Consider the following 16,779-nt stretch of genomic DNA (forward strand, 5'->3'; position numbering starts at 1 on the left):
TGAGTTTTTCGATGTTAAACCAATGCTACTTACGTTGAAATTCTGAGCTTGCATTCCACGTTGGCCATTGCTCTTGCTCAGAAATATCAAAACCTACTTTATAAAACAATTGTAAGTCTTGAACAGCACCCGATAAATCCCATTCGTCACGGTAACGATCACATGGTTGATGATAACAACCGCGAAGTACTAAACTCATGCGTTTACGGTAATTAGCCGTTTCTTCGTCAGCTGCGACTGTGCCACTGCCTGCGTACATGGCTGGAATGCCCATATTAGCAAATGCAAAGTGATCAGAGCGGTAATAACCACCAGATGATGGTTTAGGATCGCCTGATATTGTTCTGCCTTGCTCTTTAGCTGCAGTTGCTAAAAACTCATCCATTTGTGACTTGCCAATACCGACTACATTCATGTCTTTTACTTTGCCTAATAAATTTAAGCTATCCATGTTTATGTTAGCGACTGTTTTATTAGCTGCAATCACTGGATTAGCTGCATAGTATTTAGAACCTAGTAAGCCTTGCTCTTCAGCAGTTACTGCTAAAAATGTCATTGAGCGGCTAGGGTGCTTTGGTAATTTAGTAAAGGCTTCAGCTACTTCAATAAGCCCAGCGGTACCCGTTGCGTTGTCGTGAGCACCGTTGTAAATTTGATCGCCTTTACGTGTTTTATCTGTACCTAAGTGATCCCAATGCGCCGAGTAAATAACATGCTCATCTGGTTGCTCGCTTCCTGGTAACGTAGCGATAAAGTTATACGACACTGATTTTTTAATCGTATTTTTAACATTAACAGAAGCAGTTAAATCGCCCATATCAACATGGTAAGCACCTTTAGCTGCGTTTTCTTTCGCAGTATCGAAATCTAATCCTGCTTTAGTAAAAAGCTCTTTTGCTACGTCAGTTGTAACCCAGCCTTCAACGGCTACGCGGTCCATATTGTTGTTTTCTTTTTGAAAACCAAACTGCTCGCCGCTCCACGAGTTTTCAACTACTGACCATGGGTATGACGCAGGTGCTGTTTCATGAATAATAATTGCGCCAGCTGCACCTTGTCGACTTGCTTCTTCATATTTGTATGTCCAACGACCGTAATAAGTCATCGCGTCGCCAGTAAATAAAGTAGGGTCTTTTGTTGCAAAGCCCGGATCGTTAACCAGCATTACAACCGTTTTGCCTTTAACGTCTAATCCTTCGTAATCATTCCAATTGTATTCAGGTGCGTTAACGCCGTAGCCCACAAATACAAGTTCAGAATTTTCTATGCCTTCTTGTGCGCTTATGCGGCTGCTACCCATAACCATGTCTTTTTTGTATTGATAGTCTTTACCACCAATACTTAATACCATGTTTGCATCAGCCTCAAGCGACACAAGTGGAACTTCTTGTAAGTAGCTGTCGCCATTACCTGGCTCTAAACCTAGGGCTTTAAACTGCGCAGTTAAATAATCAAGCGTTAGCTTTTCGCCAGGTGATGAAGGAGCACGGCCACCAAACTCATCCGATGCGAGTACTTTTACATGTTTAGCCAATTCATCAGCTTGAATACTGTTATAACCATTTGTTACATCAGTAGGTGTAATACTTGTTGTTGCGCAACCTGCTAAAACAGCAGTAGCGAGGAGTGTGAGAGAGAAATAATGTTTCATGTCAGCTCTTTTTTTGTTTTAAGTTGTGATTAGTATATTAACTTCTATTAAGTAGAACCAGTTTTTGCGGTAAACTTCTCGTAAATTATAGGCATAAATTGTTAAAGGTTTAAATGAAGCGTTTTACTCCCCCCGAGCAGTGGCAAATCAGTAGTTTAGAAACAGGTGCATTTGCGCATTTACGTGAGCTATTTAAAGTTAACGAACTAACAGATTGGCCGGCGCCGCAGTGGTTTTCTCCATTTTTAACTGCTATTAATGAGAATAATATTCCTATTACTTTTGAAGATGATGCAAAGGTAGACTTTGGCGAGCGGTATTACGAGCAAGTAATTTTTGAAACGGGTGTTGTACCTACACGTAGTGAAAATTGGCATGACTTATTTGGTGGGTTTATATGGTGTTTATTTCCAAAAACCAAAGCGTTAATAAACCATAGACATGTGCAAGATATAGCTGAGCATGGACTGCAACAGCGTACTAAGCATCGTAATGCACTAACGCTTTTTGATGAGTGTGGTGTTGTATTAGCTATAAGTGAGAGTAAATGGCAGCAGTGGCTTTGCGATCACCAATGGAAAACTGCATTCGTTGAACACAAACATGAGTGGGGTAAAACAATAAAACCTTTTATGTTTGGTCATGCTAATTATGAAATGCTAACAAAGCCTTATATAGGTTTAACGGGTAAAGCGTTATTTGTTTGTGTACCGAATGAAATATTTTGTAAAGATTTAGTAACTCAATACCAGTACCTTGACCAAGCCCTTTATGAGATGATTAATACAGATAACTGCTTAGCCGATAACAAAAAGCTTTCACCACTGCCTTTATTAGGTGTGCCAGGCTGGCATGACGAAAACAAAGATGACTCTTTTTACAACAATACAGATTATTTTAGAGCGAAACGAAGGATGCGAACATGATAGAAGTTGCTGGGCTTAAAAAGAAATTTAAGCTAACTAAAGATCACAAAAAAAATAAAATAGACGACATCGATCCTCGTGAAGATAAAGACTACTTTCACTCAGTACGAGACGTTAGTTTTAGTTGCGCTAAAGGTGAGGTACTTGGATTGCTCGGCCCAAATGGTGCGGGTAAAACGACGACACTGAGAATGATTTCAACCGCGTTAAAGCCCGATGAAGGCTCAATAACGATTGCTGGAAACGATATTGTAAAAAAACCGCTACTGGGCCGTAAGTCTATTGGATTTTTATCAGGCTCTACGGGGTTGTATGGCCGCTTAACTGTAAAAGAAAACATAGAGTATTTTGCAAAGCTTCATGGCATGAACAAAAGCGATATTGCATCGCGTTGTGATGAGCTATTTACATTGCTAGATATGCATAAATTTGTAGATAAACGGGCAGAAAACCTTTCAACGGGGATGAAGCAAAAAGCAAATATAGCGCGTGCAGTTGTTCATCGCCCAGCAGTTGTGGTACTTGATGAGCCAACAACGGGCCTTGATATAATGACAACACAAACCGTTATTAAATTTATCAAAGGTTTAAAGGCGCAAGGGACGCCTGTTATTTTCTCAACCCATCATCTAGATGAAGTAGCCCTTTTATGTGACCGTGTCGCTGTAATTAACGAAGGTATTAGCTGTTTTGACGGAACAGTAGAAGAGTTTAAACAAGCAGGTAATAGTGATGAGCTTAACCAAGCGTTTATGAATATATTAACGGAGAAACATGATGTTTGAGGTATTTAAAAAGGAATTAAGAGAGTTATTACGCGATAAAAAAACGCTATTATTTGTAGTCGCGCTCCCTGTTGCTATATTTCCGTTATTGTTTGCCGTAATGGCATTTATAAGCTCGCAAGCTGCAATGGACGCTGAGCAAAAAGTAAACACTTACGCGATTATCAACGGTGACTACGCACAAGAGTTTACAGATAAAGTGTTTTATCACAAAAGTTTTGAGCTTTATAAAGGGGATAAAACCTTTAACAATATAGATGAGCTTAAAGCAGGTGTAATCGCTGGCGATATTGATATGGGTATTTATTTACCAAGTCATGCTGTGCAAACATTGAACGATGGAAAACAAAGCCAGTGGCAGGTTGTTTTTAACGATTCAAAATCTATCAACTTTTTATTCGAACGCGTTAAAGAGCTCGCAAAAGAATACAGTGACGTGCTGCAAACTCAAAAGCTAATCAGTTTTGGTATTGAAGAGTCTGTTCAAAAATCTATTCTTAATCCAATTGAAGTCATAAAAGTAGATACCGCCGATAAACGTGAAAACCTTGGCGAAAAAATTGGCGGTTTTTTACCTTACCTACTTATTCCATTAGTATTGATGGGGGCAACTTATCCCGCTATTGATTTAGGCGCTGGCGAAAAAGAACGCGGCACACTAGAAACACTCCTACTTACACCTATTACGCGTACAGAGCTGGTGCTTGGTAAATTTATAACCTTGTTAACTACATCCATTGCCTCCACAACGATAACCGTCTTAAGTATGGGCTGTTGGATAGCATTGGCGCTCGCATTTGCCGATCTTGATTTTATTAAAGCCGCGTTTAGTACATTAGCAGTTACCGATTTACTAATGATATTTGTACTATTATTACCTGTTGCAGCTATATTTTCGGCCTTAGCTCTGGCTATATCTATCTATGCTCGCACGTTTAAAGAAGCGCAGAATTATATGGCACCACTTAGTATGGGCGTATTTTTCCCGATTATTATTTCAATAATGCCAAATATGGAACTCACTGCTAAAACAGCATTCATTCCTGTTACAAACGTAGCATTAGCAATTAAAGAAATAGTAAAAGGGACTGTTGATTACACATTTGTAGGCTTAATATTTTTAGCCACTGCAATCATTGCTGCTGGGCTATTGGCATTTTGTGTTAAGTGGTTTAACAGAGAAGATGTGCTATTTAGATAATGTACATAAAGGTTTTAAGAATATATAAAAGGTAGCAATTGCTACCATTTATACTTTGAAGCGATTAATAGTTAAAATAGCCCATTTATTAATTTTGTAAGCCAATATTTTTTCACCCATTCATTTAAAATTCACATAAGGGTTGTGCTCTAAATAAAACTAATGATTTAGTCTTTTTATTATAAAAATTATAGCGATAACTGATTAGTTAGATGGTCCAATTCTTTCGTTAATGCTCTATACTAATAACAATAAAAATTTATGGTGAAGGTAAATGCTAAAAAGAAATATTTTGTTGAATGTAACAAAAAATAATAAATTAATGCTCGTTGCAACAATAATATTTGTTCTTATAGCTTTACCATCTCTGTATTTGTTCGATCAAAAAGTAAGAAGTGATGTTTATAATTCAGCTCAAATAGAATTAAAGCGTGAACTTGAAACAAAAAGCCTTTCATTAAAAAAACATCTTAAAGACAGTGTTACCGCCATTCGCTTTTTAGATGCTACACCACCAATACAAGGCATTACCCGCGCTAAAGAAAATAAACTAATTGATCCCGTTCTTGGTACGCCAATAGATGTTTGGCAAGAGCGCTTAGCAAGCATTTTTACTGGTTTTATGCAGACCGATGACAGTATTTTGCAAGCTCGCTATATTATGCTCGAAGATGGTGGGCAAGAGATTGTTAGAGTTGACCGAAATCAACTTGGAGAGATTAATCGACTGCAAGGTCTGCAATTACAAAAAAAAGGTCAACGCGATTACATAATCAAAGCAAGCATGCTTGATAAGAAAAGTGTTTATATTTCTCCAATTAACTACAACCGTGAAAATGGACAGATACAAGAACCTTATATAAGCACTTTTCGTGTTGCTAAGCCTGTTTTTGATGAAAATAATAAAATATTTGCAATATTAGTTACTAATTACTTTGCGGATAAATTACTTGAAGATTTAACAGTTGAATCTCCACAAGGGACGCAGATTTACCTTATGAATAATGAAGGTGAATTTTTATATCATCCAAACCCTCAACTTCGATTCCGTTTTGAATTTAATAAAACTAAAACATGGTCTGAAGAATTCTCTACTGCAACCACCATGACAGAGCAAGGCACTTTACCAATAAGTAATTATCCAGTGGCTTACACTTTAAAAAAACGAATTTCGTTTGAGGGTGATATAGCCATGCTACCTTTAGAGCTTGGTGTAAGTGTTGATACAAAAACATTGTTTGCAAAGGTGAATGAGAGACGTCAAAACTTTATTGCAATGTTAGTGGTATTTTTTAGCATATTTTTAGTTATTGCTTTTTTATACCAACGCTTTATAAACCGTAAGCTGTTAATTAATTCTCTAAAAGAGCAAAACAATAAAGTAATAGAAAATTCTTTGGATGCTATTTTTACAATTGAGCAAAACGGCGAAATTGTTCACTTTAATAATACCGCTAAAGAGGTTTTTGGTAGTTCAATATCAGGCACTAATCCTGATTTTGTCTCGCTGTTTAATTTAAACGACGCAGACACTAATTGTATACAAGAGACTATTACAAACGGTTCAAAAATGCCGTTTGAAGCTATCTACACAGATGGTTATGGCAACAAACAATACTTTTCAATTACGCTTAGCAGTATTTTTGATGTATATAATAACCGTTATCAGGTAGCGGCTATTTTAAGAAATATTAGCTCATTAAAAAATACGCAATCAGAGCTCGAAGCGTTAAACAGTACTCTGGAGCTAAAGGTTTCACAAAGGACCATTGAACTAGAACGTGCAATTGACCAAGCATTAGCAGCAAGCCATGCAAAAAGTGACTTTGTAGCAAATATCTCTCACGAAATACGCACACCGATGAATGGCGTTTTGGGTATGCTTGAAATGCTCAAAGAAGATGGCTTAACCGAACAACAATATCATTATTTAAAACTAGCAAATAGCAGTGCTAACTCACTGATGAATCTGATTAACGATATTCTTGATTTTTCTAAAATAGAAGCAGGTAAGCTTGATATTGATAATCATACATTTGATGTTGTGACAGTATGTAGCGATATGATTAGCTCTTTAGCGTTACAGGGCCAGCGCAAAGGTCTTGAAGTATTTTTAGATACTAAAGATGTAGTAGACAGAATGGTTATTGGCGACAGCCATCGACTTAAACAAATTTTAATTAACTTAGTTAATAATGCATTTAAATTTACCCACCGAGGTGAAGTAAGTTTAACTGTTGGCTCTAAGTACATTACTGACTCAAAGTTATTAATGAGCTTTACAATAAAAGACACCGGAATTGGTATAGCCCCTGAAAACATAGACAACCTATTTGAAGTATTTACGCAAGAAGATTCAAGCACGACCCGCCATTTTGGTGGTACAGGCTTAGGTTTATCTATATGTAAAAAACTTGCTCAGTTAATGGGTGGTAATATTACGGTTATAAGTAAAAAGGGCGCGGGTAGTACCTTTACCGCAACGGTTGAGCTACATGTAGCACAAGAGAAAAAACTAAACACAGGTATTGAGCTTGCTACAAGTATTAACGTAGCGGCATTAATAGCGCGCGATAACGTTTACAAAAACGTGTGCGACTTATTGTTATTAACCTGCAAAGTAAAAGCAGAAAACATTGTACGACTTGACTATTTTAGTGAGCACAAAGAGTTTGAAGCTGATTTATTATTAATTGATGATGAGCATCCTCAAATTGATGCGTTAATTGATTACTGTAAACAGTTTAATAAAAAGTATGTTTTAATTTTACGAGATATGGTTACAGATAAGCCAATCAAAACGGTATTACCTGAAGGCAGCCATATTTTAAATAAACCACTCACTCAAGATCAATTCAGCTATAAATTGGCCAGCTTATTTGGTGCTAGTAGTGACTGTATTATAGCGCCACCAAAAGGATTGGAAGAGGAACAAGTAGAGCCTGACCTATCTGCTTATCATATATTATTAGTTGACGATAATATGATAAACATTGAAGTAGCTAAGGCAATATTAAAACGTACTAAAGTAAAAATCACTTGTGCGTCAGACGGTATAGAAGCCTTAGAAGCACTGAGAGAAAACGAAGAGAAAGCTTTTGATGTTATATTAATGGATTGCCAAATGCCCAATTTAAATGGCTACGATACCACAAGTGAAATTAGAAATAGTAAGGCAGGGGTAGATTATACTCACATACCGATTATCGCTATGACAGCGAGTGCGATGGAAGGTGATAGAGAGCGTTGTTTAGCTGCTGGAATGAACGACTACATTACTAAACCAATTAAACCACAAACTTTAAAAGACAAGCTAATTACTTGGTTAAGTTAATCGTTTTGAAAATCAGCTGCTAAGCAGCTGATTTTTTTGGTTTGGTACTTGTTGCCGTATTTAAAGGCGTGTTAAGAATAGCTATGTCTGCGCTATCGAGTATAAATTGTGTATCTGACCAATGTAGTAATTCTATCTTTCCATCTTGCTGCTCTACAAGCGCAGTACAGCTCTCAATCCAATCACCATCGTTACAGTACATAATACCGTCATCCACTTTAATTTTGGGATGGTGAATGTGTCCACAAATAATACCGTCTACGTTTTGTTTTTTAGCTTCATGAACTGCGGCATCTTCAAAGGCACTAATCGCTTCTCGAGCTTTGTGTACCCGAGCTTTTATCCACGATGCAAGCGAGTAGTAGTTACCACCAAATATTTTACGTATACGATTTGTCCAGCGATTTAAAAATAATAAAAAGTCGTATCCTGCATCCCCCGCAATACTAACAAGTTTGTTATAACGAGTCGCTGAATCAAAGTCGTCGCCGTGTATAAGTAAAAACCGTTTATTAGCTTTAGTGGTGTGAATAAACTGCTGGTGGATTTCAACACCAAATAATGTTTGATTTATATAGTTTCTAAACGCTTCATCATGATTACCGGGAATATAAATGACACGTGTACCGCTAGCTGTTTTTGTTTGTATGCAGTTTAATACCTCATAATGAGAAGGGTGCCAATAAAACTGTCGCTTCATTGACCATAAGTCAATAATATCACCCACTAAATAAAGTGTGTCAGATTCTACCGAGTTTAAAAAATCAAGTAAGTAATCAGCTTTACAATCTTTGTAACCTAAATGAACATCAGATATCCAAATGGCTGGATAATGTTGTTTTTTACGCAGTTGATTGTTTGTCATGCCCGTCATCCATAGTGTAATAATTAAACACTGTAGATAAATCTAATGACACTTATGAGACACTTTAGCGAAGCCTCCATGACAATTTATACCAAGGCACGTAATTAAAAGATTTCTATAAAGCTAGGAAAGGTGAGTCATTGAGCAGCTATTATTACGCATAAAAAAGGCCGCATTTTAAATGCGGCCTTTTAGTCTATTTTGAGCGTGCGTGTTATTAACCTTTAACAGCCGCTTTAATTGCATCAATTGCTGTATCAATATCAATCATTAGCTTTTCACCGGTGCGGCGGTTTTTAAGCTCAACTTTATTCTCGTCAAGGTTACGCTCACCAATTACAAGCGTGTAAGGTACACCAATTAGCTCCATGTCATTAAACATAACACCAGGGCGTTCTTTACGGTCATCAAATAACACATCAAGACCTGCATCTTTTAAACCCTGGTAAAGGTTATTTGCAATATCAGGAATACGATGCGATTTGTGCATGTTCATTGGAACAATCGCTAAATCGAATGGCGCGATTGATTTTGGCCAAATGATCCCGTATTGATCGTTGTTTTGTTCAATAGCAGCTGCAACAATACGTGAAACACCAATACCGTAACAACCCATGGTCATGGTTTGGTTTTTACCACCTTCGTTTAATACTCCCGCTTTCATTGCTTCTGAGTATTTAGTGCCAAGTTGGAATATATGACCTACTTCAATACCGCGTTTTATTTGTAAAACGCCTTGGCCACATGGGCTCATATCGCCTTCAACAATATTACGAATATCAGCAACTTCGTAATCAGTTACGTCACGATCCCAGTTAATACCACTGTAATGCTCGTCGTCTTTATTAGCACCGGCAACAAAATCAGCAAGGATATTAGCGGCTCTATCAACAATAATAGGCATAGATAAGCCCACAGGGCCTAATGAACCAGGTTTTGCACCAATAGCAGCAACAATATCTGCCTCTGTTGCCATTTCAAGCGGAGAGTCTACTAATGGGTGCTTTTCAGCTTTTAATTCATTTAAATCATGATCGCCACGAAGTACAAGCGCCACTAAACCACGTACATCGTTTTCATCAGGTGCACCGTAAACAATTAAGGTTTTAACACCACGATGAGGTTTTACACCGTAATGCTTTTTAAGCTCATTAATTGTTTTAGCGTCAGGAGTAGGGAATGCTTTTAACTCTTTACTTGCTTCTGGGCGTGGATCGTTTGGCGCTAGTGCTTCTGCTTTTTCAATATTAGCTGCGTAATCACTGCCATCACTAAATGCAATGGCATCTTCGCCCGACTCAGCAAGTACATGAAACTCGTGAGATAAGCTACCACCAATAGACCCAGTATCAGCAAGTACAGGGCGGTAATCAAGGCCTAAACGCTCAAAAATGTTACAGTATGCTTTGTGCATCGCTTGATAAGTCGCATCTAAACACTCTTCACTTAAGTGAAAAGAGTAGGCATCTTTCATTGTAAATTCACGAGCTCGCATAACACCAAAGCGAGGGCGACGTTCGTCGCGTACTTTAGTTTGTACTTGATATAAAGTAACAGGTAACTGCTTGTAGCTGCTTATTTCTTTACGTACGAAATCAGTTATTACTTCTTCGTGTGTTGGACCAAGTGCAAACGTACGGTTATGACGGTCTGTGAAGCGCATAAGCTCAGGACCAAATTCATTCCAACGGCCAGACTCTTCCCACAAATCAGCAGGCTGAATAACAGGCATTAGCATTTCAATAGCACCTGCTTTGTCCATCTCTTCACGTACAATGTTTTCTACTTTACGTAGCACACGTAAACCAGAGGGTAACCAAGTGTATAAACCCGAAGCGACGCGACGGATCATACCGGCTCTAAGCATTAACTGATGCGATACGATTTCAGCATCTGATGGCGTTTCTTTAAGTGTTGCGAGTATATATTGGCTTGTACGCATGTTTTTTCCGAAATAGAGTAATTATGTTCTTTTAATAGAGCTTAAGTTTAACAGCGGATGCTTTTACACTAAAGCGCTAAGTGAGTTATTTAGTTTTTTTCTATGATTGTTACTACGTTATGCTCGCCATTGACTTGCCAGCGAATATTATAATTGTACAAAGTCATACCATAGCTTTGCTCGCCGTCTTTTTGTTTTTTATAGGCAGGGCGGGGATCTTGTTTTAAAACATTAGCTATAAAATCATGTAAATCTGGGTATTGTGTTTGCGCATTAACAAACTCAATTGCCTGAGGGCTAAATTCAACCGTCATTTGTGTTTCTGGGCGTGTATCTGCAAAGCCAGCACTGGCGTCAAGCATTGCATCTGAATAGGGTAAGTACGGTTTAATATCGATAATGGGGGTGCCATCAAGTAAATCAATGCCAGCGAGTAATAAACTAAGTTGTCCGTTTTTATATTCAATACCTTCAAGTTTTACTGCGCTCATACCAATCGCGTTTGGTCTAAATGTAGCGCGGGTAGCAAATACACCTTTTCGCTCATTCCCACCTAAACGAGGTGGGCGAACCATAGCAGAATAACCTTTATCGGCCGTTTCATGAAAACGAAATAACAACCAAATATGAGTAAATTCATCTAAACCACGTACAAACTCTTCGCGATTAAAATCAGGTGCAAAAATAAGTTTTGCCTTGGCTTGTGGCACTAAACGAGGCTGCCTAGGTATAGCAAACTTTTGTTTATAAGGAGATTCAATGTGGCCAATAGCCGAAATGGTATAATCGCTCATAGTACTCGGGTACAAATAAAATAGAGCGCTATTCTACCTGCATTTAGTATTTATGGCATTAGTGTAAGTAAGTTTATTGCTTATAGACCAAGCGGTTTAAAATCACTTATTAGACTGAGTGGTTTATATTTTGTATTAATATATTTAAAAAGGACCTAAAACAAAAAAGGGCAAGCTCATAAGCTTACCCCTCTGATACATGTTAAAGATTAATTAAAACATGTATTGAACTGATACAGACGCTACATCCATGTCTGGATCAATATCGTCATCAAGTTTGTAGCGTTCGTACTCTAAACGAAACTGTACATTTGTTGTAAGTGCGTATTCAATACCCGCACCGTAAAATGCATCACCACCATCTGTAGACGCTGTTACGCCACCTACTGGTAAATCTTGTGTGTAATCTGCATCCCACTCAAGCCAACCGCCTTTTGCATATACAGAAAAGCTCTCTGTTATTGGGTAGCCCAAACGTGCGGCAAGCGATACGCCATCAATTTCAGCTTTGCTGTCTATATCACTTACTTCATCAAAGTTTTGATAAGCAAGTTCTAAGCTTAGGTATTCGTTAAACTGAGTACCAATATAGCCTTTAAGCATTTGTGCATCGTCGTCAAAGTCAGTGTCGTTGTCACTGTCTTCAAATTCAAAAGAATATTGACCGTAACCGATACCAGTATAAATACGTGGAGAATCGAAATCAGAAATGTCAGCGTGTGCTGCAGAGTTAAAACCCAGTGTTGCTAGTGCAATAGCTGAAAGAGAAAGTGTTTTAATCATTGAATAGCTCCTTTACAAAAAATAATCAAATGCTTGATTTCATTAATCAAACTTCAATTATCTACTTGCAGCGAGCGTGCCAATATTAAAATGGATTAAAAACACGCCATAATTGGTTCTTTTGTATTGGTTTTTACATTGTTTAGCGTGTTTTATAATCAAAGTGAACTTTTGCGTAATCGTGTACTCTAAAATAGGTTGTATGTTTTACAAAGTATAATGAGTTTTTTACATAGCCTTACTCTATTTAAATTACTAATTAGACTTTATGAAGCAAGTTTTCTGTTTCAATTGCTATTTCTTTCATTTTTATAGCGTAATTTTCTAATTTAATGTCTTCATCGGTCACTGCTTTAAACGAAGGCACTTCTATTGGGTAGCCCGTTTCATCCATTGCAATAAAGCTGATAACACAATGGTTTGTTTCAACCATATTTTGCGTTTTTGGATCGCCACACCTAACTTGAATAAATATTTGCATGCTACTTCTACCCGTATGGGCAATTTTAGCTTCTACTTCGACTATTTGACCCACTAAAATAGGGCGTCTAAATTTAACACCCGCAACCGAAACAGTTACGCAGTAATGACCACTCCAACCTGCAGCGCACGCATAACCTGCTTGGTCAATCCACTTCATGACGGCCCCACCATGAACTTTACCACCAAAATTCACATCAGTAGGCTCTGCTAAAAAACGAAAAATAACTTTTGACGACGGCATAAATAACACTCTTATTATTAAAACTACTATTAGCATAACGTAAAAAAGGGGCCGAAGCCCCTGCAATTTAGGATATGTTTATAATTTATATGTAAAAAACGTAGTTATATAGCTATACAGCGCATAATTTAGTTACATATTAGGATAATTTGGCCCTCCCGCACCTTCAGGTGTTACCCATGTAATGTTTTGGCTTGGGTCTTTAATATCGCAGGTTTTACAGTGCACACAGTTTTGGGCATTAATAACAAACTCTTTATTGCTTGCAATTTCTTGTACTTCGTAAACGCCTGCAGGGCAATAACGTTGTGCGGGTTCATCAAATTTAACTAAATTTACGTTAATAGGAATTGACGCATCTTTAAGCTTTAAATGACACGGCTGTGATTCTTCGTGGTTAGTATTTGATAAAAACACACTTGAGAGTTTATCAAAGCTAAGGTGTCCATCTGGTTTTGGGTATGCAATTTTGTCAGCGGCGCTAGCATCAACAAGGGTAGAGTGATCGGGCGTATTATCTTTAAACGTAAAGGGTAAAGCGCCATTAAAGATGTTTTGATCAAGCGTATTGTACGCACCACCTAAAAATTTACCGAGTTTGTGCATAGCAGGGCCAAAGTTACGAGATTGATATAACTCTTTATATGCCCACGATTGCTCAAACGCAGTTTGATAATGAGTTAAATCGGTATTTGCTAACTCATTTTGCAATGCTTCAAAAATAACCTCAGCGGCAATCATTCCTGATTTCATTGCGGTGTGGTTACCTTTAATTTTTGCAAAATTAAGAGTGCCTGCATCACACCCAACAAGTAAACCACCAGCAAAATGCATTTTTGGTAATGAGTGCAAGCCACCTTTAGCAATAGCACGCGCACCGTAAGCAATACGTTCAGCGCCTTCAAGTACGTTTTTAAATACAGGATGGTGCTTCATTCGCTGAAACTCATCAAACGGGCTCAAATGTGGGTTTGAGTAATTTAAATCAACAATTAAACCAACAACAACTTGATTGTTTTCACTGTGATACATAAATGCACCACCATTAGTATCGCCGCTAAGTGGCCAACCTGTACCATGAACTACCTTGCCAAGCTCATGTTTACTTTCATCTATTTGCCAGATTTCTTTAAAGCCTAAACCATAATGCTGCGGTGATGAATCTGCATCAAGTGCAAACTCATTGATTAGTTCTTTACCTAAATGACCACGGCAACCTTCAGCAAAAATAGTGTATTTTGCACGAAGCTCCATGCCTGGCATGTAACCGTCTTTTTCATTACCATCTTTGTCTACACCCATATCACCAGTAATAATGCCTTTTACTGCTTCATCTTCAATTATTAAAGAGTGTGCGCTAAATCCTGGAAATATCTCTACGCCTAAGCTTTCAGCTTGCTCTGCAAGCCATCGACATACATTGCCCATAGATACAATGTAGTTACCATCATTATGAAATGTTTTTGGTGTAGCAAAGTGGGGAATTGATGTCGCTTTTTGCTCGTTATTAAACCAATAAATTTCATCATTAGTTACTTTGGTTGTAACCGGTGCGCCAAGATCTTGCCAATTAGGTAGTAGTTCATCCAAAGCTTTGGTTTCAAAAACAGCACCAGAGAGTACATGTGCTCCTACTTCAGAACCTTTTTCGACTACGCAAATCATGCACTCTTGTTGTTTTTCTTGTGCTAATTGCGCGAGTTTAATTGCACTTGAAAGCCCAGCAGGGCCTGCACCAACAATTACTACATCAAATTCCATGGTTTCACGTTCGACCATAATAACCTCTTTATCTATGACGGACTTATTTGAATGTTTACTACGCATTTAAATAAGGTGTACAGCCTATTTATAACCTTGCAAATTAAACGTTACAGACTGTGAATAGTTAAAGGTTATTTTAGGTTGACGTTTACGTCAACAGGAAGTAGTCTAATTTCATAAAATAAATAGGTTGACGTGCACGTTACCTTGTAGGTTTAAATAATTATGGAGTTCCTATGAAAGTTCTCGTACCAATAAAAAGAGTGATTGATTACAACGTAAAAGCACGCGTTAAAAGTGATAACAGCGACGTTGATTTAACCAACGTTAAAATGGCAATGAACCCGTTTTGTGAGATTGCTATAGAAGAAGCAATTCGCCTTAAAGAAGCCGGTACCGCCACTGAAGTGGTTGCCGTAACTATTGGTCCAAAAGCATCACAAGAACAATTACGCACAGCATTAGCATTGGGCGCTGACAAATCCATTCACATCGAAACCGATGAAAAGCTCGAGTCACTTCATATTGCAAAACTACTCGCTAAAATTGTAGAGCAAGAAACGCCTGAACTTGTCATTTTAGGTAAGCAGTCAATTGACTCAGATAATAATCAAACAGGTCAAATGCTTGCTGCATTAACTAATCGCGGGCAGGGTACATTTGCATCAAAAGTAGTTATTGAAAATGGCAAAGTAAACGTAACACGCGAAGTTGATGGCGGCCTGCAAACGGTAGCACTTAACTTACCGGCGGTTGTTACAACCGATTTACGCTTAAACGAGCCTCGCTATGCATCACTGCCAAATATTATGAAAGCCAAACGTAAGCCGCTTGAAGTAATAGCAGCTGATTCGCTTGGTGTTGATTTAACACCGCGTATTCAATTAATAAGTGTAGAAGAGCCAGCTAAACGTACCGCAGGAATTATTGTTGAAGACGTTGCACAGCTTGTAGAAAAATTAAAAACAGAGGCAAAGGTGATTTAAATGAAAACACTCGTAATTGCAGAGCACGACAACGGTGCCTTAAAACCAGAAACCTCAAAAACTATTAACGCTGCAGTAAAAATGGGTTTTCCTATTGATGTGCTTATTGCAGGGAACAGTCTAAGCGCAATGAGCTCACAAGTGGCCAGCATTGATGGCGTAGCTAATGTTTTAGTTGCCGATAATAGCGTTTATGAACACCAGTTAGCTGAGAGCATGGCCGATTTAGTTTTATCGCTTAGCGATGACTACAGCCACATTGTTGCAAGTGCAACGACAACAGGCAAAAACTTTATGCCACGCGTTGCCGCGCTATTAGATGTTGCGCAAATTTCTGAAATTATCGCAGTAGTGGACACAGATACATTTAAACGACCTATTTATGCAGGTAATGCAATCGCCACGGTTAAATCACTCGACAGTAAAAAAGTAATTACCGTACGTGCCAGTAGCTTTGATTTACAAGGTGAGCAATCAGCTGTTGCTATAACAAATGTAGATACAGTATCAGATTCGCAGTTAAGCAGCTTTGTAAGTGTTGAACAAACAGAATCAGAACGCCCTGAGCTCACGGCTGCCACTGTCGTTATATCGGGTGGTCGCGGTATGCAAAACGGTGAAAACTTTGCACTACTTAATGGTATTGCCGATAAATTGGGAGCAGCCATTGGTGCGTCGCGCGCAGCGGTTGATGCAGGCTTTGTACCTAACGACATGCAAGTAGGGCAAACAGGTAAAATTGTAGCGCCTAATTTATACATTGCAGTAGGTATCAGCGGTGCTATTCAGCATTTAGCGGGCATGAAAGACTCAAAAGTAATCGTTGCGATTAATAAAGATCCTGATGCGCCAATATTCCAAGTAGCAGATTACGGCCTAGTCGCTGATTTATTTGAAGTGCTACCTCAGCTTGAAGGCGCTTTATAACGCTTAATTAAGCAAAATTTATTCTGGTTGAAAGCCGTGGTGCTCTTAGAGTGCTGCGGCTTTTTTATACGGTAAATTAAAAACACAAAAAAACCAG

The 16,779-nt window shown here is 38.2% G+C and carries 13 protein-coding genes; 6 read left to right on the top strand and 7 right to left on the bottom strand.

Annotated features, from left to right (window positions below):
* Positions 1-25 precede the first annotated feature (25 nt).
* Entirely contained in the window at positions 26-1,651 is a 1,626-nt protein-coding gene (locus H5160_RS00410; protein WP_182736337.1) for a M28 family metallopeptidase, read from the bottom strand.
* 113 nt (positions 1,652-1,764) lie between these two features.
* On the opposite strand from H5160_RS00410, the gene H5160_RS00415 reads away from it, so the two are divergent.
* From H5160_RS00415 to H5160_RS00430, 4 genes are all read left to right on the top strand, one after another.
* Complete coding sequence (locus H5160_RS00415) at positions 1,765-2,577, top strand: DUF3025 domain-containing protein (RefSeq protein ID WP_096793172.1); 813 nt, start codon at positions 1,765-1,767, stop codon at positions 2,575-2,577.
* The gene (locus H5160_RS00420) at positions 2,574-3,362 is read left to right on the top strand and encodes an ABC transporter ATP-binding protein (protein WP_024596859.1); all 789 of its coding nucleotides are present in this window, start codon (positions 2,574-2,576) and stop codon (positions 3,360-3,362) included. The genes H5160_RS00415 and H5160_RS00420 overlap by 4 nt, the downstream gene beginning before the upstream one ends.
* A complete protein-coding gene (locus tag H5160_RS00425) occupies positions 3,355-4,563 on the top strand; it encodes an ABC transporter permease (RefSeq protein WP_182736576.1) in 1,209 nt (402 codons plus the stop codon). The genes H5160_RS00420 and H5160_RS00425 overlap by 8 nt, the downstream gene beginning before the upstream one ends.
* 274 nt (positions 4,564-4,837) lie before the next feature.
* Positions 4,838-7,897 carry an ATP-binding protein gene (locus tag H5160_RS00430; protein ID WP_182736338.1) on the top strand — a complete coding sequence of 1,020 codons (3,060 nt, stop codon included), beginning with the start codon at positions 4,838-4,840 and terminating at the stop codon, positions 7,895-7,897.
* Between the two features lie 19 nt (positions 7,898-7,916).
* Here the strand turns inward: H5160_RS00430 and H5160_RS00435 are convergent, their stop codons facing one another.
* From H5160_RS00435 to H5160_RS00460, 6 genes are all read right to left on the bottom strand, one after another.
* The gene (locus H5160_RS00435) at positions 7,917-8,762 is read right to left on the bottom strand and encodes a UDP-2,3-diacylglucosamine diphosphatase (RefSeq protein ID WP_182736339.1); all 846 of its coding nucleotides are present in this window, start codon (positions 8,760-8,762) and stop codon (positions 7,917-7,919) included.
* Positions 8,763-8,979: 217 nt separating this feature from the next.
* Positions 8,980-10,704, bottom strand: a complete 1,725-nt coding sequence (locus tag H5160_RS00440) for a proline--tRNA ligase (protein WP_182715517.1) — start codon at positions 10,702-10,704, stop codon at positions 8,980-8,982.
* 89 nt (positions 10,705-10,793) lie between these two features.
* Positions 10,794-11,498 carry a tRNA (N6-threonylcarbamoyladenosine(37)-N6)-methyltransferase TrmO gene (tsaA, locus tag H5160_RS00445; protein WP_024596821.1) on the bottom strand — a complete coding sequence of 235 codons (705 nt, stop codon included), beginning with the start codon at positions 11,496-11,498 and terminating at the stop codon, positions 10,794-10,796.
* A gap of 213 nt (positions 11,499-11,711) precedes the next feature.
* A complete protein-coding gene (locus H5160_RS00450) occupies positions 11,712-12,281 on the bottom strand; it encodes an outer membrane beta-barrel protein (RefSeq protein ID WP_002961225.1) in 570 nt (189 codons plus the stop codon).
* A 259-nt stretch (positions 12,282-12,540) separates the two neighbouring features.
* The gene (locus H5160_RS00455; RefSeq protein WP_024596822.1) at positions 12,541-13,005 is read right to left on the bottom strand and encodes an acyl-CoA thioesterase; all 465 of its coding nucleotides are present in this window, start codon (positions 13,003-13,005) and stop codon (positions 12,541-12,543) included.
* 132 nt (positions 13,006-13,137) lie between these two features.
* On the bottom strand, positions 13,138-14,784 hold the full coding sequence (locus H5160_RS00460; protein WP_182736340.1) for an electron transfer flavoprotein-ubiquinone oxidoreductase: 1,647 nt from the start codon (positions 14,782-14,784) through the stop codon (positions 13,138-13,140).
* A 221-nt stretch (positions 14,785-15,005) separates the two neighbouring features.
* Here H5160_RS00460 and H5160_RS00465 point away from each other — a divergent pair, with 221 nt between their 5' ends.
* Positions 15,006-15,755 (top strand): electron transfer flavoprotein subunit beta/FixA family protein, encoded by a 750-nt coding sequence (locus H5160_RS00465; RefSeq protein ID WP_182736341.1) that lies wholly within the window; start codon positions 15,006-15,008, stop codon positions 15,753-15,755.
* Positions 15,756-16,682 (top strand): electron transfer flavoprotein subunit alpha/FixB family protein, encoded by a 927-nt coding sequence (locus H5160_RS00470; protein WP_182736342.1) that lies wholly within the window; start codon positions 15,756-15,758, stop codon positions 16,680-16,682.
* The last annotated feature ends 97 nt before the right edge of the window (positions 16,683-16,779 follow it).

This window comes from Pseudoalteromonas sp. SG43-4 (assembly GCF_014164325.1).
GTDB classification, from domain to species: Bacteria; Pseudomonadota; Gammaproteobacteria; order Enterobacterales; family Alteromonadaceae; genus Pseudoalteromonas; species Pseudoalteromonas distincta.